The sequence below is a fragment of the Acinetobacter soli genome (genome assembly GCF_018139125.1).
Lineage (GTDB): Bacteria > Pseudomonadota > Gammaproteobacteria > Pseudomonadales > Moraxellaceae > Acinetobacter > Acinetobacter soli.
Genome location: NZ_CP073241.1, coordinates 1529771 through 1553078, shown reverse-complemented (window position 1 = coordinate 1553078; position 23308 = coordinate 1529771). Strand labels below are relative to the sequence as shown.

Sequence of the window (23308 nt, the reverse complement as noted above, 5' to 3'; positions counted from 1 at the left end):
AAAGATTGTACAAAAGCAGTTAAAAATGAACAGTTTGAATAAATTTGATCCACTCATTTCAGTATAGTGTGCTAATATTCATAAAAATCGATATAACGCTCCTTAAGAATTCTGTTAACGGATTAAAGATGCAAAGAAACTTAAAACGATCACGGATCATGCAGGTCGCGACGGATCTCTTTAGCTCGTTTGGATACCATGCAGTTGGGGTGGATTGGATCATCAGAGATGCCGATATCTCAAAAAATACGTTATATAAGTATTTTTTCTCCAAAGAAAATCTCATTTTGGAAGTGCTTAAAGAACGTGACCGTGCTTGCCGGGAATCACTGAGTCAGTTGATTCCGAATGAACTTCCACCCATTCAAAAGCTTGAGCTGGTATTTGATTGGCACAATGAATGGTTTACCGCAAAGAACTTTACGGGCTGTTTATTTGCTAAAGCAATTAATGAGTTCCCCAGTAAAACCAATGAAATCAATAGAGTTGCTACACAGCAAAAAGAGCAGTTAATTCACAAGATCGAACAGATTTTAAGTGAACTCATGGATGATACTCAGGCAAAAAATGTAGCACCGATCATGATGATGTTGCTCGATGGCGCTACACTTTCGGCCCAGATTATTGGCAATCGGCATGCGGCCCTAGATGCTTGGAACGCAGCAAAACGCCTTATCCAACAGACTTAACATATTTGAGTAGGCTGTCGTAGTATTCCTGACAGGTTTTCAAGCGATAGACCACACCAAGTAAAATATCGCGGTTAACATCACGCTCTTTTAAGATCGGCGCGATGACGTAATTGAGCCAGCCTTGAGAATGTTCGATGTCGATCTCAGAATGTTCAGAGTAGTAACGATACAACCATTCGGTTAAGCCATGACGCTGGCATGCGACTTGAACTTTAAGGTAAGACTGTGGATCGATAATTTCGGTCGCAGCCATAATGCCGAGTAAAAGGTAATAATGCTTTCTGTTTAAGGATGCCAGCATAAATAGGTTATAGCCTGCCATTTTTTGCCAAGAATCATGCGCAGGAAATGACGCTTTATTATCCAGATTGAAATGCTCCATCAAGTCATTAAACATGTTGACGTGCGTTTCTTTGCGGTCGCCTTTACCAGATTCGTCCCAAAGATTTTTGATCATTTCCATGCGTGCAGTTGCAGGCGAATTTAAAAGCGTCAAAATGAGCAAATCGAAGAAGCGGATATTCAGCTCATAGTCACTATGGAAAAAAGCATACAGCTGACGATCGGTAGCCTCATGAGCCAGAAAATCAAACAAGGGATGAGCCGATAAATTCTTGCTCTCGCATAGCTGCATAATTGTGTCTGAAATATCACCAGCTGAATGATCTAGCTGATAAATCGAATCCAGATTTAAATGGTTTAACCAGTATTCTTCAATGGTGTTGCGTAGTGCATAAAAAAATGGCTGATGCTGATTCAGTGCTTCTGAAGAAAGCGGGTCTGAGATTTGCAGATTATACAATTGGTAAAGTGATGAGTGAATTTCGTAGGCGGCTTGATCATCTTTCGCAACAAAGGCTCTTTCAAGCGTAGATTCAACTAACTTTAGAAAATCTTGTTCAAAATCGGGATCTGATTGGAGAAATTGATTCATTTCGGTGCATTGAATCATATGCTGAAGACTAATATGCACTGGATATTTCAATAAACAAGCAACATCCGTGATGGACAACGCGGCTGAAGATTCTGCTGGTGTTAAAAGCTTTTCCATAATTCTACCAATACATTATTTATTAAACGGTTTGACACGTGAGCGTGCCCTAAACCGCAACAGAATATACAGGAATTCAATTCAAATATGGCTATTAAAAACAGCCAAAATCTTAAAAAATAAACTTAAAAAACTGACGCTAAATATAAAGAAAGATGATTTTTATTAAAAATAAGCAATTGAAATAAATAAACTTATAGAGAATATTTTAATATAGGCTCTAAAAAAATTAACTGCACATTTCTAGTAAAATTTGATTGATCAGATCGGTGGCTTCTAACTCACGGATTTGCGCAACATGACTGCCAGCCCAAAACGCACCGTATTCATGATCTCCGTGTGTAGCCGCCAGTTGATGTAATTGTTTGGCCAGATCATATGTATATGGATAAGCCGGTACATTTGGACGCTGAGGATGATCACATTCAGTATGCCAGCGATTGATAATACCTCGAGCAGGGCGTCCTGAAATACTGGCAGTAATTTGCGTGAGTGGTTGCTGTCGAAGTGCTTGTCGGTATGCCGCATTGGCGTTTGAAGTTTTACATTGAACAAATGCCGTACCAAGTTGTACCGCAGCCGCGCCCAGTCGCATCATGTGTTTCGCTTGTTGACCCGTCATGATCCCACCTGCGGCGATAACTGGACATTGACAATGCTGGTGAATCAGTTGAACCAGATCGGCTGTATTAATGGCTGCATCAATAGTGGGATTAAAAATACCTCGATGTCCACCTGCTTCAATCCCTTGTGCAATGATGATGTCGATCCCCGCAGCCTCAATGGCTTTTGCTTCTGCCAGATTGGTTGCACTAACCAGTGTGACAATACCCGCCGCTTTTAAGGCCTGAATTTGATAGGCATGGGGAAGGCCAAAATGAAAGCTCACTGCTTTGGGGGCAGTAGCCAAGACCAATTCTAAAAAGTCGTCATTTTCTAAAAAACTAGGATAGATACGGTTTAAGGTGGATGGCGGCGTGGCATTAAAACGAGAAAATTCCGGGCTTAAAAAATCAATCCATGCACGCGCATGCTCAGCATTAAGTGTTTGTGGCGTATGGCAAAAAAAGTTAAGTTGAAAAGGTTGATCGGTCAGTGTCTGTGTATGTTCGATTTGCTTTTTTGCATCATTTAGAGTGCTGGCACCTAAGCCTAAAGCGCCTAAACCACCTGCATTTGAAACCTCTGCTGCAAGTTCGGGGGTCGAAACTCCCGCCATCGGTGCAACTAAGATGGGATGTTTAATCTTGAGCAACGATAATAATGACATCCTTTTTTATCCTTATGCGATGGTTCAAAAGCTTGCAATGATTCATGCAGCATATTTATGAGATGAATTATTATTCTACGTTAAATAAATTTTTGTGAAAGATAAAGCAGTTTCAGCACTTGAAATACTATTCAATAAAATGAGAAAGATCATGATGACAGGTTTAAAATGATGCAGGTTATGTTATGCATCAAAACATGACATAAACTTCATTATTTTGTACTCAAATGATGCATAAAAAATTCTTATTAAGAATAATAAAACTTTTAAAACTCTAAAATATTGAAAATTTGGATAATTTATTCATGGCATGTTCTTTGCTCTAAAAAAATAACTGACAACTTTGCAGGAAATGAAGACATGAAAATCGACAGTGGATTCAAAATCAAGAATATACGTTTGATTGGTCAAACGACCTGTGAACTGTATATGGAAAATACTGAAACATCATGTGTGAAAGGCTGGATTATCAATTGTAATCACGTATTTGTGCATCAATTTCATGATCAGTTAAATCAATTATGCCAGTCTGACAATCCGTTCGATTCATTGTTGCAACTCAAACAATTTCATACCGTCGAAGTGTTGTGCTAATTCCACGCTTTATGTGGATAGTCCAAATCGGGATTATCCATGTTTTTGCACGTCTGTATATTTATAAGTAATTGATAATCATATATAAAAAATATTCCCAACAGTAAAAAAATTTTTCAAATTCACTAGACGAGAGATTTATTTTCTTATATAAATTACCAAAAGGAAACTTAATTTCCTGATAGTAAACTTACCGATGTTTGCCGATTGCATTGATTACATCGCTAAGTGTCTCGAATCTGTTAATTGGGGAAACATCATGGCCAACGATCTTGTCGATCAGTATGTTCTAAAAATCTCTTGTCCTGCTGCCTCGGGTATTGTGGCTGCTGTGTCGAATTGTTTAGCTGGAAATAATTGCTACATTAGCGAGATGGCACAATATGACGATGAAATTACAGGACGTTTTTTTAGCCGTATTGTATTTCGTTTTAACGAAGGGCAAGGAGATTTGGCATTACTCAAAGAAAAGTTTGCAGATGTCACAATGAAATTTGCAATGAAGGCAGATTTTTACGAAAAGAAAAATCCGATGAAAGTGTTGATCATGGTGAGTAAGTTTGATCACTGCTTGTTGAATTTGTTATATCGCCATCATAAAGGTGAGCTGGATTTTCACATTACTGCCATTGTTTCCAATCATCTGGACTTACGTGCCATCGCCGAGCGTGAAGGGATTCGCTTCATTTATTTGCCAGTGACCAAGGAAACTAAACAGCAGCAAGAACAAGAACTATTAAAAATTGTCGATGAAACCAAAACTGAATTGGTCATTTTAGCACGCTACATGCAGATCTTATCCAATAGCTTATGTACTCAATTATCTGGACGTGCAATTAATATTCATCATTCATTCTTACCGGGTTTTAAGGGTGCTCGGCCGTACCATCAAGCCTTTGAACGAGGCGTCAAGCTGATCGGCGCAACTGCACATTTTGTCACCAGTGATTTAGATGAAGGTCCGATTATTGAGCAGGAAGTACAACGTGTTGACCATGCGTATATGCCAAATGATTTGGTCTCTGTTGGACGCGATACTGAAACCGTCGCACTTTCTAAAGCAGTGAAATATTTTGTCGAGCATCGCGTTTTTATGAATGATGACCGTACGGTGGTGTTCAAATGAGTCTTGTCTTATTAAAACAGCACAGTCCCAAAATCATTGACGGTAAAGCCATTGCGCAAAGCGTACTTGATGAAGTCAAGTCAGACGTTGAGCGTTATACGGCTCAGGGTGTTGAGCCATGTCTAGCTGTTGTGCTGGTTGGAGAAGATCCAGCAAGTCAGGTGTATGTACGTAATAAAGTTCAAAAAGCGGCATATGTTGGGATTCGTTCATTGGAATTTCGCTTTGATGCTGACCTGAGTGAAGATGAACTGCTTACACAAATTGATCGGCTAAATGCAGATGGCAGCATACATGGCATTTTAGTGCAGTTACCTTTACCTAAACAAATCAATGAAACTCGCGTGCTTGAACGCATTCACCCTCAAAAAGATGTGGATGGTTTTCATAGTGAAAATGTGGGGGGCTTAAGTCAAGGACGTGATGTTTTAACACCATGTACACCGACGGGCTGTATTCGTTTACTTAAAGACAGCTTAGGTGATGATTTAAGTGGTTTACATGCGGTTGTAATTGGGCGCTCCAACATTGTAGGCAAACCGATGGCGGCATTATTGCTCCGCGAAAGCTGTACGGTCACGGTTGTTCATTCCAAAACCCGCAACATTGAGCAGGTTTGTCAGCAGGCCGACATTGTAGTGGCGGCTGTGGGCAAAGCCAATATGGTCAACGCATCGTATCTAAAAGCCGATGCCGTGGTGATTGATGTGGGCATTAATCGAATTATGACACATGAAAAAACACGCTTGGTGGGTGATGTCGATTTTGAAGATGCCTTGCCGATGGTCAGTGCGATTACCCCTGTGCCTGGTGGTGTAGGCCCCATGACCATTGCGTATTTGATGAAAAACACCTTGCAGGCAGTACGTTTGCAGCATCCACAAATATAAATGATGAAAAGGCGTTATGACACGCCGCGGAGAAATACACCATGCCTTTGAGTCTGCTGAAGTATGGATTAAGTGATGAGTATCCTGTGGAAGTGGATTTGCCACCCCCTAAGGAACTTAAGTCTCATTATGACGTTGTGATTATTGGTGGAGGTGGACATGGTTTGGCGATTGCCTACTATTTATCGAAATATCACGGCATCAGTAATGTTGCGGTACTGGAAAAATCATATTTGGGCGGTGGTAATACGGCACGTAATACGGCAGTGATTCGTTCCAATTATTTGACTTCAGACGGTGTGAAGTTTTATGCCGAGTCGGTTCGGATGTTTAAAAATCTATCAAATGAATTTGATTTTAACATTATGTACTCCGAGCGTGGTCAATTGACCTTGGCGCATACAGATTCGACAGTTCGAGCATTTCGTCAGCGTGCAGAAGTCAACAAGCATTTTGGTGGGCGCACTGAAATGATTGATCGAAAGCAAATTAAGGAGCTGGTGCCATGTCTCAATCTAGATCCCGCACATTTACCTGTATTGGCTGGGTTGTGGCATATCGACGGTGCGACAGCGCGTCATGATGCTGTCGCGTGGGGATATGCCAAAGAAGCTGCAAAGCGTGGTGTGGAAATTCATCAGCTCACTGAAGTGCAAGATTTTGTGGTGCAAGGCAATCAGGTCACGGCAGTTAAAACCAATCGCGGTATGGTGCAATGTGGCTGTGTGGTTCAGGCCATTGCGGGTGCGTCTTCAATCTTAATGAATAAGCTCAAGATCCGCGCGCCGATTCATACCTATCCTTTACAGGCCATGGTTTCACAACCTTTTAAGCCATTTATCAATCCGCTGGTAAGTTCTTCCGCGCTGCATTGTTATGTGCAGCAAACCAGTCGGGGAGAAATTGTATTTGGGGGGGGATCAGACCCGTATCCGTTGTACAACACGCGCTCCACCCTAGATTTAAAAGAAAGCCTGCTTGCCCATGCGATTGAAATGTTTCCGTTTATGGCCAATGTCAAGCTCATGCGTCAATGGGCGGGAATCACGGATATGACCCCAGACTATAGTCCGATCATGGGGAAATCGCCGTATAACAACTATTATCTGGATGCAGGTTGGGGCACTTGGGGCTTTAAATCGACGCCTATTTGCGGCAAAACCATGGCAGAGCTGGTCGCAACAGGGCGTACACCCGACCTGATCAAGCCATTTGAGCTGTCACGTTTTAGTCGTTTTCAACAAGTCAATGAAATGGGCGCGACTGCGGCGAGCCATTAAGGAGAATATGAAATGAAAATTATGCATTGTCCTTTAAATGGGCCACGAAATATCAGCGAATTTACCTACGGTGGTGAGTTTAAAGAAATGCCGGATCAGAATGCGTGTAGTGATCTGGAGTGGGCAGATTATGTATTCAATACTGACAATATTGCAGGCGTGGTTTTGGAGTGGTGGATGCATACCCCGAGCAGTTACTGGTTCATTGCGCAAAGACATACCGTGACCGATGAAATTTTAAGAACTTTTGATCCTAAAGAAATCTTTGATCGACGTGTTGAATTTTCTGCAGTCAAAACCAGCGCATCTGCTACACCTATGAAGGAGTCTTTGACATGAGTAATCTTGCTTTACAACGGCTTCCGCATCCATACGGTCGTATGATCGATCGTACCCAAGTCGTAGCGTTTGAATTTGATCATCAAAAATATCAAGGCTTTGCAGGGGATAGCATTGCCAGCGCCTTAATTGCCAATCAGCGCTGGGTTATGTCGCGCTCTTTTAAATATCATCGTCCACGTGCACCATTGACCATGGCTGGACAAGATGCCAATACCTTGATTCAGCTTCCAGAAGAAGCGAATGTTTTGGCAGATACCACAGACATTCAACCGCGATTACGTGCCGCTGGGCAAAACTTTTCAGGTTCTTTATTGAAGGATTCTGATGCATTTTTAGGTAAGTTTTCTAAATTTATGCCTGTTGGCTTTTACTACCGTGCATTTTACAAACCTAAGGGTGTGTGGAAACTCTGGGAACCATTCATTCGTAAAAAAGCAGGTTTGGGTGTTCTGGATTTAAACTTTGAACCAGAATATTACGACAAAGCTTATCTGTTTCACGATGTGGTCGTGGTCGGTGGTGGGCCAGCAGGTTTGCAGGCGGCATTGTCTGCTGCAGAACAAGGCGCCAAGGTACTTTTAGTCGAGCAAGAGAAATTGTTGGGTGGCAGCCTGAATTATGCACGCTTTGATGTTGAAGGAGTGGTGGCCGATCAGCTACGTGAGCAACTGGTAAACGCCGTCACTGCACATGCCAACATTCAAGTCATGACGCAGGCAGTATGTAATGCATGGTTTACCGACCATTATTTGCCTGTGATTCAGGGTAAGCGCATGTATAAGGTGCGCGCCAAGCAATGCATTGTGGCTAGCGGTAGCTTTGATCAACCTGTAATCTTTAGAAATAATGATTTACCAGGGGTGATTCTAACCAGCGCAGTACAACGTCTCATCAAGTTATATGCCGTCAAGCCTGGCCAAAAAGTTGTCATTTTAACTGGTCATGATGATGGTTATTTGGCAGCACTGGACATGCTTGAAGCAGGTATAGACGTAGTTGCGGTGGTCGACTTGCGTGAAGTTCCACGTAATAAAGCCGCCTATGGTGCGGTCAAAGCCAAAAATGTGGCCTGTTATCTGGGCAGTACCGTATTTGAAGCTTTGCATGACAAAACCATGCATCGCGTTCATGGTGTTGATATTCGAAAAATTGTATCTGAAGGTCAAGTCGCTCAAGAGATAAAAAAACTGGATTGCGACGTACTGTGTATGTCTTCTGGATACATGCCCGTGTACCAACTGCTCTGCCAAGCAGGTGGAAAGCTGAGTTATAACGATCAAAAAGCCGAGTTTCATCTTTCAGGCTTGCCTCAAGGCTTACATGTCACAGGCTCAGTCGAGGGTATACATGCCATTGAGCAGGTGGTGGAGCATGCAAAATATACGGGCACACTGGCTGCACAGTATGCTTTAGGACAGCCGCTTAATATTCAATGGCCTTCAAATACTGTATTAAAAAACAATCCAGTCAATTTTCCTTGGCCGATTTTTGCCCATCCTAAAGGCAAAGAGTTTGTTGATTTTGATGAAGATTTACAAATTCGAGATATCGTCAATGCCACCAAAAGTGGTTACCGCGATATCCAGTTGGTGAAGCGCTTTTCAACGGTTGGCATGGGGCCATCGCAAGGTCGTCATTCAGCACTGCCCACAGCTCGTTTGGTCGCTAAGTCGACTCAGCGCAGTGTAAGTGAAACAGGGGTGACCACAGCCCGACCTCCATTTACTGTGGAAAAACTGGCACATGTCGCAGGGCGTAGTTTTGATCCGTATCGCCAAACTCCGATGCATGCGCAACACCTTGAAGCAGGCGCCACCATGATGCCGGCAGGAAATTGGCAACGACCAGCTTTTTATGGTGATGCGGCACACCGATTACAACATATTGAAAATGAAGTGAAGCATGTACGCAATCAAGTGGGCATGATTGACGTTTCTACGCTCGGCGGGCTTGAAATTCGTGGGCCAGATAGCGCTGAATTTATCAATCGGCTTTATACCTTTGGCTTTACAAAGTTGCCAGTGGGGAAAACCCGCTATGCCGTGATGTCGAATGAGCACGGTGTAGTGATTGATGACGGTGTTGCAGCGCGCTTGAGTGAGCATCACTTTTATGTGACCGCCACTACAAGTGGTGTCGATCGTATCTATCAACAAATGCTGAAATGGAATGCACAGTGGCGTTTGAATCTAGACATTACCAATGTGACCACCGCGTTAGCCGCGGTGAATATCGCAGGCCCACAGTCACGTGCCGTGATGCAAAAAGTGTGTCACGATGTTGATTTGTCAAATACGGCGTTTCCATACTTAGGTGTAAGGGAAGGACATATACAGGGCATTCCTGTACGTATCTTGCGAGTTGGCTTTGTAGGCGAGTTAGGCTATGAAATTCACTTTCCGGCACGCTATGGCGAGTTTATGTGGAATCACCTCATGCAGGCTGGTCAGGCATTTGATATCAAGCCATTTGGCGTAGAAAGCCAGCGTCTGTTACGTCTGGAAAAAGGTCATATCATCATTAGTCAGGATACCGATGGCATGACTCATCCTCAGGAGGTTGATCTAGGATGGGCCGTTGCCAGAAACAAGCCTTGGTTTGTGGGCAAGCGTTCAATTGCAATCCTTGAGCAACAATCCTTAAAACGTAAATTGGTGTCATTTGTACTGGATAAATCGCAGGAAAAACCCTTAGAAGGACATATTGTGCTTGAGGGTGAGAATATTTCTGGAAATATCACCTCATGTGAATATTCACCTACGCTCGATAAAATTATTGGAATGGCGTATGTGGGAATTGGGCAAAGTGAAGTTGGACAGCAATTTCCAATTCGTGTTGAGAAGGGCGCAATGGTTCATGCCACTGTGGTGAAAGCGCCTTTTTATGATCCAGAAAATCAGCGTCAGGAGATTTAACCATGCAGTCACTTTATCAGGCAGAACGTAGTCCTATTGAAAAAGCTGGATCTCAAATTGCATATCAAAGCTTTGGTTTGGGAAAACGCTTTCTTAAGGATCAATCTTTTTCCGATGAAAAAACGATAGCCCAGTGCAGTATTGTAGATTTAACCAATCTATCCCGTGTAGGGTTTAGAGGACAAGATGCCGCTGCCTACTTGAGCAGTTATGGATTTCAATTACCACAGCAACCGAATCAGGCCATACAGCAAGAAGATGGATGCTGGATGCTACGTTTATCCTTGACTGAATATTGTGTACTTGGGTCGCTTCAGGATTTTGGTGAGCGCGTGAGCCAGTTGGAGCAAGGTTGGCAAATGGATGAGTGTGCCAATTATTTACTCCCACGCCAAGATAGCCATGCATGGATTCAGTTATCTGGCGCGCCCGTAGCCGAGGTCATGGCAAAGTTATCTGCTGTGGATATGCGACTTGATGTATTTCAGGTGGGGCAGATTGCACAGACATCCGTCGCACGAATCAATGCAATAGTGGTAAATGTTAGTGATCCAAATACGCATAAGTTTAATATTCTGTGTGATCGTGCGGCAGCACTCTACTTGTGGGGTGTTTTGCAAGATGCGATACAGGAATTTGATGGAAAAATATCTGGAATCAATGTGTTATTGTAATGCGGGAAGATCATTGCAAGCGTTCATCACTTCCCCATTAAAATGATGAACGCGATCGACTCGTTTTGGGACAAATATCTGCCCAATGTATTTGTCCTTTTTTTAAGGAGTATTTGGGTTTTGTCTTAGCTTGTTGGCAAGCCATCTACGAAGCTAATCATCACATCTGCACATCCTTCACGCGCTAAACGCGCCTGTTTATATTCTTCTGAGTCATAACATTGCTGTGCAGTCGCCAGATCTGAAAACTCAATAATGACATGACGCTGATAAGCCTGTCCTTCTAAACAAACAGATTCACCCCCACGCGCTAAGAATTTTGCACCGTATTTTTCAAAGGCAGCCGGCGCAAGTTTCATATATTCCTGATATTGCTGCATATCATGAATGGTGACATGTGCGATCCAGTAAGCACTCATATTTAATCCCTTTGATTTATTGTTCCTGTGTTTGTTTTTCAAGAATTTGCTTGGCGATTGTAGATGCCTCATGCAAATGTGCAGCAACGGCTGCTTTGGCTGCATCGGCATCTTTCATTAAAATTGCCTCGACAATCGTACAAATACGTTCATAACCCGACACCGCACGATGGGGGGAATTAATGGTCATGGCACGTAAACGGCTGATTCTTCCGTTGAGGCGTTCAACTACTTCCCAAGCAATATCATGATTGGCAATTTCAAAAATAAAACGATACAGATCTCTAGAAACACTGAGTAAATCCTGCATTTTTCCATCTTCAAATGCATCATGTAGCTTTTGTAGATGGCTTTGAAGTTTCTGACTACCTTGCTCGTCAAGCTTTTTAGTACAGTCAACTACGGCACTTTGTTCGAGTAATAAACGGATATCATAGATCTGCTGCGCAACATGCCAGTTTAATACCGATACAATCGGGCCTTTATTGGGTAGGGTTTCTACCAATCCTTCTGCTTCCAAATAACGAATCGCTTCACGTACCACCGTGCGGCTCACGCCTAATTCTTCACATAATACTCGCTCAACCAGACGTTTTCCTGCTGGGAAATAGCCTGTAATGATGGCATTACGCAGATTGGTTAGTGCCATTTCCCTCAACGTAATAGGGGGATGCTCGATTTTTAGATTCAAAGTCATACACTCACTCAAAATTTATTTGTGTAATTTTTGGTTACATTTATAGGCATCAATATTAGCAAAAAAAACGGTACTTGAGTAGTCTGTACTATTGTATACCATAATATTGTGTTTTATATTGATGTAAAACAAGGGAGGAAAATCCGTGAGCCTAATCCGAAAAACAGTACTGCACGTAGAAACAATTTATGTGGATGGTGGCAAAGAAGCGCCAAAACCATTAAAGATGGTGGCTGCTGCTGCGGTACTTAAAAATCCATGGGCTGGACAGGGATATGTCGAAGATCTTGCACCAGAAATCCGTCGCATTGCGCCAGAGTTGAGCAAGCATTTAACCAAGATGATTATTGATGAAGTTGGTTCTGGTGAAGCCGTCGAGGCATTTGGTAAATCTGCTGTTGTCGGGCTCGATGGTGAGCTCGAACATGCTTCTGCACTCATTCATACCTTGCACTTTGGTAATACTTACCGCAGCGCTGTGGGTGCGAAATCTTATTTGGCATTTAACAATACACGTGGCCCAGCAAATGCACCGATTTTAGTGCCGATGATGGACAAAAATGATGAAGGTCGCCGTTCACATTATTTGACGGTTCAATTCGCGATCGCCGATGCACCCGCTGCAGATGAACTGGTGGTGGTGATTGCAGCCTCAACAGCAGGTCGCCCACATCACCGGATTGGTGATCGTTATAAAGATTTAGAAGAGTTAGGCCATGATCTCAAAAACCCTGCAGCTGTCAAATAATCGTACCGCTCATTATTTTGAGCAAGGTGAAGGAGAACCGCTGGTTCTCATTCACGGTGTAGGAATGCAGGCCGAGGCATGGTATCCACAAATTGATTATTTTTCAAAGCATTATCATGTTGTTTCTCTGGATATGCCAGGGCATGGTCAGAGTACTGCACTTACAGCAGATGCACAGCTACAAGATTTTGTAGACTGGGCCATTGAGTGTATTTGTGCATTAAATCTGGGGCCTGTCAATCTGGCGGGACATTCGATGGGGTCACTCATCACTACAGGTGTAAGTGTGACCCGACCAGATCTGGTAAAGCGCATGGCAGTACTCAATGGCGTGTATAAGCGTACCGACGCGGCTCGAGAAGCTGTGATTCAGCGAGCCGAAGCGCTCAAACAAGGTCATCTGGATATCGATACACCTTTGCAGCGCTGGTTTGGCCAAAGCGAAATTGAAAAGACCGCATCCGAACGGGTTAAATCGTGGCTTGAAAACGTGAATATGTCTGGATATACCACCGCCTATCGTGCTTTTGCACAAGGGGACTTGGTGTATGCAGATGGCTGGGCGGATATCCAATGTCCAGCACTGGTATTAACTGGAACAGATGATCCAAACTCAACCGCAGAAATGACTATACAAATGGCAAATCAGGCCAAGCATGGCACTGCAATTGTGATTGAAAACGAACGGCATATGGTGAATCTCACCGCACCTGAGAAAGTCAATCAAGCGATGCAAGCGTGGTTGGAAACAGCCCCCTAATTTGTTTCAGAGATTGAAGGAGTATTGAAATGAGCGAAATGGATGCAGTGAATAAAATACGTGAGCTACGCGATGCCTTTGGATCATTTATGACAGGCGTGACGGTCGTGACCACGTGTAAAGATGACGGGACGCCGCTTGGTTTTACCGCAAACTCTTTTGCTTCGGTGTCTTTGGACCCAGCTTTGCTTTTAGTCAGCATTGCCAAGACATCAAGCAATTATCATAACTTTGCAGATGCATCACACTTTGCCATTAATATTTTGGCAGAAGAACAAAAAGATGTATCTAATACCTTTGCCCGCCCAAGCGATGATCGATTTGCTCATTTAGCTTGGGCAAAAAGTGAATATCAAAATCCATTAATTGACGGCGTCAGTGCTTGGTTCGACTGTACCACCTATCAGGTGGTCGATGCAGGTGACCATGCCATACTCATTGGTAAAGTAGAAAATTTTGCTTCGGCGGGTTTTGCAGGTCTTGGCTACTATCGCGGTGCCTATTTCACGCCAGCCAAATCCTCTACAGATGTCATTTCAAGCATGAAAGTCATGATGATGGCATTGATTGGGCACGAAAATAAAATCTTGCTCGAACAGACAGCCGATCATAAATGGGCCTTGCCGCATTTGATGGTCGAAAAAGACGGTGCAGAAAAAGCCTTGGAAAAGATCTTTGCAACCTATCAGCCAGAGGCATCACCCAGCTTTATCTATTCTGTGTATGACGATATCACCACTCAGCAGCAATACATTGCATTCTTGTGTAATACCCCTGTAGCGACTGCGCATAGAGGTCAGTTTGTCGATTTAAATGACCTTGAAAAACTTACGTTCGTCGACAGTGCTTTACAAAGCATGCTGATGCGTTATCGCAAAGAAAATTATCTGAAAACCTATGGTGTTTATTACGGTAATCATACCAGTGGCACAGTTCGTCAAATTGTTAAAGAGGGAGTTTAACCATGCGTTTTTCACTATTTGTACACATGGAACGTGTCTCGGATCAGCAAACACAAAAACAGCTTTATGATGAAATGATTGAGTTGTGTCAGATTGCCGACCGTGGTGGTATGCACGCAATCTGGACGGGTGAGCATCATGCCATGAATTTCACCATTGCGCCGAATCCGTTTTTGAATCTGGCCGACTTAGCCAACAAAACCCAAAATGTACGTTTGGGAACTGGTACCGTAGTGGCACCGTTTTGGCATCCGATCAAATTGGCTGGTGAAGCGGCTATGACCGACATTATTTGCAATGGCCGTCTGGATATCGGGATTGCCCGTGGTGCGTACTCTTTTGAATACGAGCGTATGGTACCCGGTATGGATGCATGGAGTGCTGGTCAGCGTTTACGCGAAATGATTCCCGCCGTTAAAAACCTATGGAAAGGGGATTATGAACATCACGGTGAGTTTTGGCAGTTTCCAAAAACCACATCGGCACCTCAGCCATTACAGCAACCTTATCCTCCAATTTGGGTGGCAGCACGTGATCCAAATAGCCATGAATTTGCTGTACAAAATGGCTGTAACGTACAGGTAACTCCGCTTCATCAGGGCGACGAAGAAGTCGAAAAGTTAATGGGACATTTCAATAGCGCCTGTGAAAAGTTTCAGGATATTGCACGCCCTGAAATTATGTTGCTACGCCATACTTATGTGGCAGATAGTGAAGAAGATGCGCAGCTTGCGGCTAATGAGATGAACGTGTTCTACAACTATTTCGGTGCATGGTTTAAAAATGAACGTGAAATCAATCAAGGTTTGATTGCACCATTGTCAGATGAAGAAATTGCAGCGCATCCTTTTTATACACCTGAAGCGATGCGTAAAAATAATGTCATTGGTCAGGCACAAGAAGTGATTGAGCGTTTAAAAGCGTATGAAGCTATGGGATACGACGAGTATTCATTCTGGATTGATACCGGAATGAGTTTTGAACGTAAAAAAGCCTCTCTCGAACGTATGATTAATGAAGTTATGCCCGCATTTTCTGAATCAAAACTGGATCGCCGTCATGCAAAAATTTCAGCTGTATATTAACGGTCAGTTTGAGAATGGTGCTGCGCAATTTGACAGCATCAATCCGGCTACAGGTGAAATCTGGGCAAAAATGCCAGAAGCACGAACAGATGAAGTCAATCGTGCGGTAGATGCAGCCGAACAAGCATTTTATAACGCCAGTTGGGCGGGGTTGACGGCCACTCAGCGCGGCAAGTTACTTTATAAACTTGCCGACCTGGTCGAACAGGGGGCGCCACGACTTGCTGCTTTAGAAACCACAGATACCGGCAAGATTATTCGTGAAACCTCCAGCCAGATTGCTTACGTAGCAGAGTACTATCGCTATTATGCAGGGCTCGCAGATAAACTCGAAGGCAGTTTGATTCCTGTCGATAAACCCGATATGCAGGCATGGCTTGTACGTGAGCCAGTGGGTGTGGTTGCTGCGATTGTCCCGTGGAACAGTCAATTGTTTTTGTCTGCGGTTAAACTCGGACCAGCGCTTGCGGCAGGTTGTACAGTTATATTAAAAGCCTCTGAAGAGGCACCGGCACCCTTACTCGAATTTGCTAAATTGATTGATGAGGCTGGTTTTCCTGCTGGTGTGGTGAATGTAATTACTGGTTTTGGGCCAGAATGTGGTGCTGTGTTAAGTGCACATCCTAAAGTGGCTCATATTGCATTTACTGGTGGCCCAGAAACAGCCAAACACATTGTCCGAAATAGTGCAGAAAATCTGGCAAAGGTTTCACTAGAACTCGGGGGTAAATCTCCATTTATCGTATTTGCAGATACAGATATGAATAGTGCCTTGAATGCACAGATTGCAGCAATTTTTGCTGCAACAGGCCAAAGCTGTGTGGCGGGTTCGCGTCTTTTGATTGAAGCAAGTATCAAAGATGAATTTTTGCAGCGTTTATCCGAACGTATACAACGTATCAAGATGGGTTTACCCGATGATATGCAAACCGAATACGGCCCACTGTGCACGCTTAAGCAACGTGAAAAGATTCAGCAAGTGGTGCAGCGTTCAATTGAACAAGGTGCAAAACTGATTACTGGTGGTCAAGTGTGCGCAGGAGCGGGGTATTACTATCCGCCGACGATTCTGGATTGTACTGGCGTACCCGATGCACAAAGTATTCATACCGAACTGTTCGGTCCGGTGCTATCGGTCGATACGTTCAATACAGAAGCAGAAGCGATTCAAAAAGCCAACAGTACGCCTTACGGGCTGGCGTCTGGTGTGTTTACTAGCAATCTAAATCGGGCGCATCGTATGACCCGTGCCATTCGTGCGGGGATTGTATGGCTCAATACCTATCGGGTTGTTTCACCACTGGCACCGTTTGGTGGTTATGGACTATCAGGCCACGGTCGTGAAGGTGGTTTGAGTGCTGCACTTGAATACACCACCACAAAAACTGTCTGGCTTCGAATGTCAGATCAGCCAATTGATGATCCTTTTGTTATGAGGTAGTGAGTCAAATCAGGATGATTTTGATGTCGTAAATTTACTTGATTATTCAAGTAAATTAAAGAAAGGGATTAATGTCAGAAAATGGATTTTCTAAGGCTAAACCTGAAATTGGTATTGGTTTGGCTAAGTTTTATTTTAAATAAAAATATTTAAAAAACAAAACAATGAAAATTCCATTGAACTTGATCTCCATTTTTAGCTGTTGGAAAGGAAGCGTAAAGATGAACACTTTCATTCAAAGAAATTTTTAAAATCTGTATATAAAATGGTCTAAAAATTGCTTTGAATTAAAGGAATAAAAAATTCCTTTCAGGAATGATTGGAATTGTCATCTGGGTCAGTTGTCTTAAAAGTGAGACTAAGGAAATGAGTCAAAATGCAACATCAAACAAAGCGTTTGAAATAGAAAGCAACAGTATCGATTATGTGGATGCTTCTCAACGTAATGGTCACGTGAAAGATTTATTCACGCTCTGGTTTTGTACCAATATTGCACCTTTAGCTGTCATTACGGGTGCGATGTCAGTGCAAACATTTCATCTCAATATCATGAGTGCATTGACCGCAATTATTCTCGGTCATTTTTTTGGTGCTTCCATTTTGGCACTGACCTCTGCACAAGGGCCGCAGGTGGGTATTCCACAAATGATTCAAAGTCGAGCACAGTTTGGACGCTATGGTGCTTTACTGGTTGTGATTTTTACCACCTTTATCTATCTGGGTTTTTTTACGTCAAACATTATTTTATCTGGAAAAACGCTACATACCGTGATTCCTGCTATTCCGGTACCAACAGCAACTGTGATTGGTGCAATTACAGCAACGCTGATCGGGATTATTGGCTATCATTTTATTCATAAATTTAACAAAATCGGAACATGGTTTATGGGCGGTGCATTGCTGATTGGGTTTGCTCTCATGATTCCACATGTCACAGCAGATGTATTGGCAAAAGGCTCTTTTAATTTGAAAGGCTGGTTTGCAATGTTCTGCGTGTGTGCGATCTGGCAAATCAGTTTCTCGCCATATACCTCGGATTACTCGCGCTATTTGCCTAAAGAGATTGGGATTTTTAAGCCGTTTATTTATACCTATCTGGGTGCAGCTCTTGGTACTGTGGTGGCATTTTGTTTCGGTATGCTTGCGGTGAGTTTATTTACCATCAATGATGCTATGGAAGCGGTGAAAACTGCCACAGGCGGGTTTGGCGTGGTGCTCATGATTTTGTTCTTATGCAACATTATTGGTCACAATGCCATGAATCTTTATGGCGCTTCGCTTTCATTTATTACCGCAATTCAAACATTTGCAGGTAAATGGATTCCAACCAAATCGACACGAATCATGCTTTCGATTTTTGTCCTCATTCTTGCAACCAGTACGGCACTTTGGGCATCAAGCAGTTTTATCAGCTACTTTCTTAACTTTATTTTTGCCTTGCTTTTCATTTTAGTGCCTTGGGTAGTGATTAACCTGATGGACTTCTATTACATCAATAAAATGCAGTACGACATTGCTTCAATTTTTGATGAACATGGTGGTCAGTATGGCAAGTACAACATGAAAACTCTGGTGACGTATTTTGTTGGAATTGTGGTTCAAATTCCATTTCTTACCAATTCATTTTTTACAGGGCGCTGGGCCAATGTCATACAAGACGTTGATATCTCATGGATTGTAGGCATGATCGTAACCGCTGTTGTTTACTTTGTATTTAACCAGTCTAAAGTAACAGCGCGTGATTACACTGTCTCGACCAAAAAATGCTAAGCCAAAATGAAAAGCGGGAAAAAGTGATGAAAAGACAATATTTGAGTAGTTGTGTGGGGTTGATCAGTATCTCAATGGCATTACCATGCTTTGCAGGCTTCACGTTTGGCGATGCAAAAACAGATACGGGTGCACTGACGATTTCGGGCTATGTACGCGCCAATTATCAGGATAAAAACTACGGATCGGATAACGATCATAAACTCCAGTTTAATGCGGCTAAATTGGCGCTAGATTATGATTCGCCTCAATGGTTTGGTCATGCCGAATACCGTTGTTATCAGTATAGTACCTTGTGCGATTTCTCGACATTGGTTGATGCTTATGCAGGATATCGTTTTACTGATAAGCAAACATTAACCTTAGGATTACAGCCTGTTCCATTTGGTATTGGTCGTTTTTGGGAAAGCTCACTCTATGGTGGGATTAATAACACCATGGGATTGGAAGATGCACATAATCTGGGTGTAAATTATCATCATGAAATCGGTTCGACCAAAATTGATTTAGGTTACTTTGCAACTGATGGTGGGCACTATACGGGCGATAGCCGTGATTCGGCGCGTTATACTGCAAATTTTGTCAAAACCAGTGATCCAACCCAATCGACGTTAAATGAAAAAAATATGTGGATTGCGCGCGTAAGTCAGGATATTAAACTCTCACCTGGCATGAGCATGAATGTGGGTGGTTCTTACTGGTACTCCGATATTGAAAATAAGACTTCTGGTTTAGATGGAAACCGTAAGACATGGGCGTTGTTTACAGGCCTGAATTACAAGAATCTAGCCTTAAGCTTCACTGGCGGCCAAAATGATGTCACCAATAAAGATGCGTTACATCCTGATTATTCGGTGATGGGATCTTATGATGGCGAATATTATGTGGCCAATAAAGGCCAGTTTTATACCGCAGATGCTCGCTACGTCTTTAAAGACGTTTATAAGGGTATCAATATTACGCCTTATGCTACCTATACCAGTTATATCAAGGATACAGACGGTTATAAAAATTCAACACGTCACTTTTTAGGTGCATCATTTGACTATAAGAAGGTGTCTTTGGTTGCTGAATACATTATCAGTAAAAATGATCCATTCATTGGCGGTGATACGACCTCATTGGCACAAGGAGATAATGCCAACAAGTCGAACCGATTACTCAACTTGACTCTGTTTTATTATTTCTAAGCCTTTTGGTTAAGAGCAGCAGTGCTCAAATTTTTTTCTTAATTTAAATGGTATACCATATGTGTAAGATATGGTATCCATTACAGTGGTGGGCTATAAATCTCATTTATAGCCGTTTTAGACCTCAAAAGATTGAATGGGATTGGCAAACATGGATCTTCAAAAACAGCCTTTATTTCGACAAAAAGCACTTGTCGCAGGGCAATGGTGTGATGCCGATAATGGTCAGCAAACGCCAATTTACAACCCTGCAAACCAAGAATTGATTGGATATGTTCCGAATATGGGACGGGCTGAAACCGAGCGTGCAATTGAAGCAGCGTATGCTTCATGGAATATGTGGAAAACAAAAACCGCCAAGGAAAGATCAGTTTTACTCAAAAAATGGTATGAGCTGATTATCGCCAATCTTGATGTACTTGCAGAAATTTTGACGACCGAGCAGGGTAAACCTCTTAATGAAGCAAAAGGCGAAATTAGCTACGCGGCGAGCTTTATAGAATGGTTTGCAGAAGAAGCTAAAAGGATCTATGGCGATGTGATTCCAAGCCCTTATCCGGATGCACGAATTGTAGTAAACAAACAGCCGATTGGGGTGGTGGCTGCAATAACGCCATGGAATTTTCCGGCTGCCATGATTACCCGAAAAGTGGCCCCCGCATTGGCGGCAGGCTGTCCATGTATTGTCAAACCTGCACCTGAAACACCATTTACAGCCTTGGCACTGGCTGATCTAGCAATACAGGCAGGAATTCCTGCCGAAATGATCAGTGTGATTACAGGTGATGCTGTTCAGATTGGTGATGCCATTTTCGCCAGTGATCATGTACGTAAGTTTACTTTTACCGGCTCAACCCCGATTGGTAAACTCTTACTGGAAAAATCTGCAAAAACACTGAAAAAAGTCTCGCTCGAATTGGGCGGCAATGCACCGTTTATTGTCTTTGATGATGCTGATATTGAAGCAGCCGTTGAAGGTGCACTCATTGCAAAATTTAGAAATGCAGGACAAACCTGCGTATGTGTAAACCGTTTCTTGGTTCAATCTGGTGTTTATGAAAAATTCATTCAGGCATTTAAAATCAGAATCGAAAGTTTAAAAATTGGACATGGCCTAGAAGCAGGCAGTGAAATTGGGCCTTTGATCAATGCGCAAGCAGTAAAAAAAGTACAATCTCACATTCAAGATGCACTAAGTAAAGATGGTCGGCTAATTACTGGTGGACACGTCGACGCTACAGGCGAGCTATTTTTCGAACCGACCCTGATTGCCGATGCCAATTCCGAAATGATGGTTGCAACGCAGGAAACCTTTGGTCCCTTAGCTGTAATTTTCAAATTCGATACCGAGCAGCAAGCGATCCAGATGGCTAATGATACTGAGTTTGGCCTGGCGGCCTACTGCTACACACGTGATTTAGGACGTGCATGGCGGATGAGCGAACAGCTTGAATACGGTATGGTGGGCATCAATAAAGGACTGATTTCAAATGAAGTTGCACCTTTTGGAGGAATCAAGCATTCTGGTTTGGGGCGTGAAGGCTCAAAATACGGCATCGAAGATTATCTTGAAATTAAATACACACTGTTTGGAGGGTTATAATGAGTAATGACAGATTTGAAAAAGGCTTAAGTATTCGCAAACAGGTGTTGGGTGAAGAATACGTCAACAACTCGATCAATCATGCAGACGACTTCAATCTACCGCTACAAGAGTTGGTCACTGAGTATTGCTGGGGTGCAGTCTGGGGACGTGAGGAGCTGTCTAAACCAGAACGAAGTCTCATCAATTTAGCCATGATTTCTGCATTGAATCGACCTCATGAATTAAAACTGCATGTGAAAGGTGCGCTGCGTAATGGTGTGCCCAAAGAAAAAATTCGTGAAGTATTACTACAGGTGGCAATTTATTGTGGCGTACCTGCAGCAGTTGATAGCTTTCGTATTGCCAAAGAAGCCATTAAAGAATATGAAGCAGAACACCTTGCAAAATAATTTAAGGTCTAAGTTAAAAAAGAGAGCCATAAGCTCTCTTTTTGTTGCTCAATGGATTAATTATAAGCACGCTCGTTGTGCTCACTCACATCGAGGCCTTGTTGTTCCTGTTCGGATGTGGCGCGTAAACCGATGGTTTTATCGATGACTTTCATAATGATCCAAGTCAGTACGCCACAGTACACAACTGTTAGGCCAATACTGGCAATTTGCGCGATGAACTGTTTAAACAGATTTACATCCTGATTGCCGCCAAGGGCAGGGATACAAAATATTCCAGTCAGAATACAACCTACCATTCCTCCAATGCCATGTAGTGAAAATACATCTAATGCGTCATCAAAGCCGAATTTACGTTTGAGCCCCGTCACCGCAAAAAAACAGCATATACTGGTTATCAAACCGACTGCAATTGCACCAAAAGGGCCAACATAAGCAGCTGCTGGTGTAATACCAACCAAACCTGCGATGACTCCAGATGCAAGACCCAATGAAGTCACATGTTTGGTCATTATTTTTTCAATCATCATCCAGCCCACAATTCCACCGCAGGTTGCAATGGTGGTGGTCATGAGTACTAGGCCTGCTGTAGTATTTGCTGCCAGTGCTGAACCAACATTGAAGCCATACCAGCCAGCCCACAGCAAAGCAGCGCCCATCATGGTAAATACCAGATTATGAGGAGGCATTGGGGTTGTTGGCCAGCCAAGACGTTTCCCAATAACGATTGCACCGACCAGAGCAGCAACACCTGAATTGATGTGTACAGCGGTTCCACCTGCAAAATCCAGTACACCCCAGTTATGCATAATTGCACCGGGACCGCCCCATACCATATGTGCCAAAGGTCCATACACCAAAACCAGCCAGAGTGCACCGAACAATACCACAGCACCAAATTTCATTCGCTCTGCAAAGCCACCAATGGCAATACATGGTGTGATCATGGCAAAGGTCAAGCCAAAAATACATAAAACATATTCAGGCACACCTGCAACCAGCGTTTGATCGGTAATTCCTGCCATAAATGCTTTACCCAAACCTCCAACAAAACTATTGAGATTAAGGCTACCTTCACTCATGTGGGTAGTATCCGCCACGATGCTGTATACAATGGCAATCCATAAAATGCCGACTACACCTGCAACTGCTAAAAACTGGGAAAAAATTGAAAGTACGTTTTTAGCTCTCAGCATTCCGCCATAAAACAGTGCCAGACCAGGAATGAACATCATGAGCACTAAAATTGCTGAAACCATGAGCCATACAGTGGAAGCAGCATCAAAAGGTGTATCGGCAGCAAATACATCGGCAGGCATCAGTATAAATAGACACAATCCTAATTTTTTGAGTATATCGGAGGGCATGGTAGAAACTCCTAATGCAAAAAGAAAATGAAAAACTTTT

General features: G+C 42.9%; 22 protein-coding genes. 17 read left to right on the top strand and 5 right to left on the bottom strand.

Annotated features, from left to right (window positions below; genetic code table 11):
- Positions 1-128: 128 nt before the first annotated feature.
- The gene (locus tag KCV09_RS07080) at positions 129-689 is read left to right on the top strand and encodes a TetR/AcrR family transcriptional regulator (RefSeq protein ID WP_004948588.1); all 561 of its coding nucleotides are present in this window, start codon (positions 129-131) and stop codon (positions 687-689) included.
- Here the strand turns inward: KCV09_RS07080 and KCV09_RS07075 are convergent.
- Both KCV09_RS07075 and KCV09_RS07070 read right to left on the bottom strand, forming a co-directional pair.
- Positions 673-1743, bottom strand: a complete 1071-nt coding sequence (locus tag KCV09_RS07075) for an iron-containing redox enzyme family protein (protein ID WP_025094949.1) — start codon at positions 1741-1743, stop codon at positions 673-675. The two genes, KCV09_RS07080 and KCV09_RS07075, sit on opposite strands and share 17 nt — an antisense overlap.
- Before the next feature lie 229 nt (positions 1744-1972).
- Positions 1973-3013 carry an NAD(P)H-dependent flavin oxidoreductase gene (locus tag KCV09_RS07070; RefSeq protein WP_151816210.1) on the bottom strand — a complete coding sequence of 347 codons (1041 nt, stop codon included), beginning with the start codon at positions 3011-3013 and terminating at the stop codon, positions 1973-1975.
- Between the two features lie 360 nt (positions 3014-3373).
- Here KCV09_RS07070 and KCV09_RS07065 point away from each other — a divergent pair, with 360 nt between their 5' ends.
- The 7 genes from KCV09_RS07065 to KCV09_RS07035 all read left to right on the top strand — a co-directional run bounded on the left by KCV09_RS07065 (position 3374) and on the right by KCV09_RS07035 (position 10834).
- Positions 3374-3607, top strand: a complete 234-nt coding sequence (locus tag KCV09_RS07065; RefSeq protein WP_212515725.1) for a hypothetical protein — start codon at positions 3374-3376, stop codon at positions 3605-3607.
- A gap of 259 nt (positions 3608-3866) precedes the next feature.
- The gene (gene purU, locus KCV09_RS07060; RefSeq protein WP_004939180.1) at positions 3867-4733 is read left to right on the top strand and encodes a formyltetrahydrofolate deformylase; all 867 of its coding nucleotides are present in this window, start codon (positions 3867-3869) and stop codon (positions 4731-4733) included.
- Positions 4730-5623 (top strand): bifunctional methylenetetrahydrofolate dehydrogenase/methenyltetrahydrofolate cyclohydrolase FolD, encoded by an 894-nt coding sequence (gene folD / locus KCV09_RS07055; RefSeq protein ID WP_212515724.1) that lies wholly within the window; start codon positions 4730-4732, stop codon positions 5621-5623. Before purU ends, folD begins: the two co-directional genes overlap by 4 nt.
- Before the next feature lie 41 nt (positions 5624-5664).
- Positions 5665-6903, top strand: a complete 1239-nt coding sequence (locus KCV09_RS07050) for an FAD-dependent oxidoreductase (protein ID WP_004948578.1) — start codon at positions 5665-5667, stop codon at positions 6901-6903.
- Between the two features lie 12 nt (positions 6904-6915).
- Entirely contained in the window at positions 6916-7242 is a 327-nt protein-coding gene (locus tag KCV09_RS07045; protein WP_111811690.1) for a sarcosine oxidase subunit delta, read from the top strand.
- A complete protein-coding gene (locus tag KCV09_RS16405; RefSeq protein WP_212515723.1) occupies positions 7239-10160 on the top strand; it encodes an FAD-dependent oxidoreductase in 2922 nt (973 codons plus the stop codon). The genes KCV09_RS07045 and KCV09_RS16405 overlap by 4 nt, the downstream gene beginning before the upstream one ends.
- Positions 10161-10162: 2 nt before the next feature.
- Positions 10163-10834: a sarcosine oxidase subunit gamma gene (locus tag KCV09_RS07035; RefSeq protein WP_212515722.1), complete on the top strand. Its 672-nt coding sequence runs from the start codon at positions 10163-10165 to the stop codon at positions 10832-10834.
- A 125-nt stretch (positions 10835-10959) separates the two neighbouring features.
- Here KCV09_RS07035 and KCV09_RS07030 read toward each other — a convergent pair whose 3' ends face one another.
- Together KCV09_RS07030 and KCV09_RS07025 are read right to left on the bottom strand one after the other, a co-directional pair.
- Positions 10960-11253, bottom strand: coding sequence for a DUF1330 domain-containing protein (locus KCV09_RS07030; RefSeq protein WP_151839734.1), 294 nt, complete (start codon positions 11251-11253; stop codon positions 10960-10962).
- Positions 11254-11269: 16 nt separating this feature from the next.
- Positions 11270-11944 (bottom strand): GntR family transcriptional regulator, encoded by a 675-nt coding sequence (locus KCV09_RS07025; protein WP_228128002.1) that lies wholly within the window; start codon positions 11942-11944, stop codon positions 11270-11272.
- A 151-nt stretch (positions 11945-12095) separates the two neighbouring features.
- Between KCV09_RS07025 and KCV09_RS07020 the strand changes: the two genes are divergently transcribed.
- From KCV09_RS07020 to KCV09_RS06980, 9 genes are all read left to right on the top strand, one after another.
- A complete protein-coding gene (locus tag KCV09_RS07020) occupies positions 12096-12698 on the top strand; it encodes an amino acid synthesis family protein (RefSeq protein WP_076032114.1) in 603 nt (200 codons plus the stop codon).
- Complete coding sequence (gene tgnD / locus KCV09_RS07015; RefSeq protein WP_151808292.1) at positions 12667-13458, top strand: (E)-2-((N-methylformamido)methylene)succinate hydrolase; 792 nt, start codon at positions 12667-12669, stop codon at positions 13456-13458. Before KCV09_RS07020 ends, tgnD begins: the two co-directional genes overlap by 32 nt.
- A 29-nt stretch (positions 13459-13487) precedes the next feature.
- Positions 13488-14420: a flavin-dependent trigonelline monooxygenase reductase component gene (gene tgnA, locus KCV09_RS07010; protein ID WP_004948563.1), complete on the top strand. Its 933-nt coding sequence runs from the start codon at positions 13488-13490 to the stop codon at positions 14418-14420.
- Positions 14421-14422: 2 nt separating this feature from the next.
- Complete coding sequence (gene tgnB, locus KCV09_RS07005) at positions 14423-15505, top strand: flavin-dependent trigonelline monooxygenase oxygenase component (RefSeq protein WP_004939152.1); 1083 nt, start codon at positions 14423-14425, stop codon at positions 15503-15505.
- Positions 15480-16946, top strand: coding sequence for a (Z)-2-((N-methylformamido)methylene)-5-hydroxybutyrolactone dehydrogenase (gene tgnC, locus KCV09_RS07000; protein ID WP_323129879.1), 1467 nt, complete (start codon positions 15480-15482; stop codon positions 16944-16946). Before tgnB ends, tgnC begins: the two co-directional genes overlap by 26 nt.
- A 366-nt stretch (positions 16947-17312) precedes the next feature.
- Positions 17313-18716 (top strand): purine-cytosine permease family protein, encoded by a 1404-nt coding sequence (locus KCV09_RS06995; protein ID WP_039909990.1) that lies wholly within the window; start codon positions 17313-17315, stop codon positions 18714-18716.
- A 26-nt stretch (positions 18717-18742) separates the two neighbouring features.
- Positions 18743-19906: a TonB-dependent receptor gene (locus KCV09_RS06990; RefSeq protein ID WP_151815551.1), complete on the top strand. Its 1164-nt coding sequence runs from the start codon at positions 18743-18745 to the stop codon at positions 19904-19906.
- 151 nt (positions 19907-20057) lie between these two features.
- Positions 20058-21509 (top strand): NAD-dependent succinate-semialdehyde dehydrogenase, encoded by a 1452-nt coding sequence (locus tag KCV09_RS06985; protein WP_151815550.1) that lies wholly within the window; start codon positions 20058-20060, stop codon positions 21507-21509.
- Positions 21509-21901, top strand: coding sequence for a carboxymuconolactone decarboxylase family protein (locus KCV09_RS06980; RefSeq protein WP_076032116.1), 393 nt, complete (start codon positions 21509-21511; stop codon positions 21899-21901). The genes KCV09_RS06985 and KCV09_RS06980 overlap by 1 nt, the downstream gene beginning before the upstream one ends.
- 56 nt (positions 21902-21957) lie before the next feature.
- On the opposite strand, the gene KCV09_RS06975 is transcribed toward KCV09_RS06980, so the two are convergent.
- Positions 21958-23268 (bottom strand): ammonium transporter, encoded by a 1311-nt coding sequence (locus KCV09_RS06975; RefSeq protein ID WP_151815548.1) that lies wholly within the window; start codon positions 23266-23268, stop codon positions 21958-21960.
- Positions 23269-23308 lie beyond the last annotated feature (40 nt).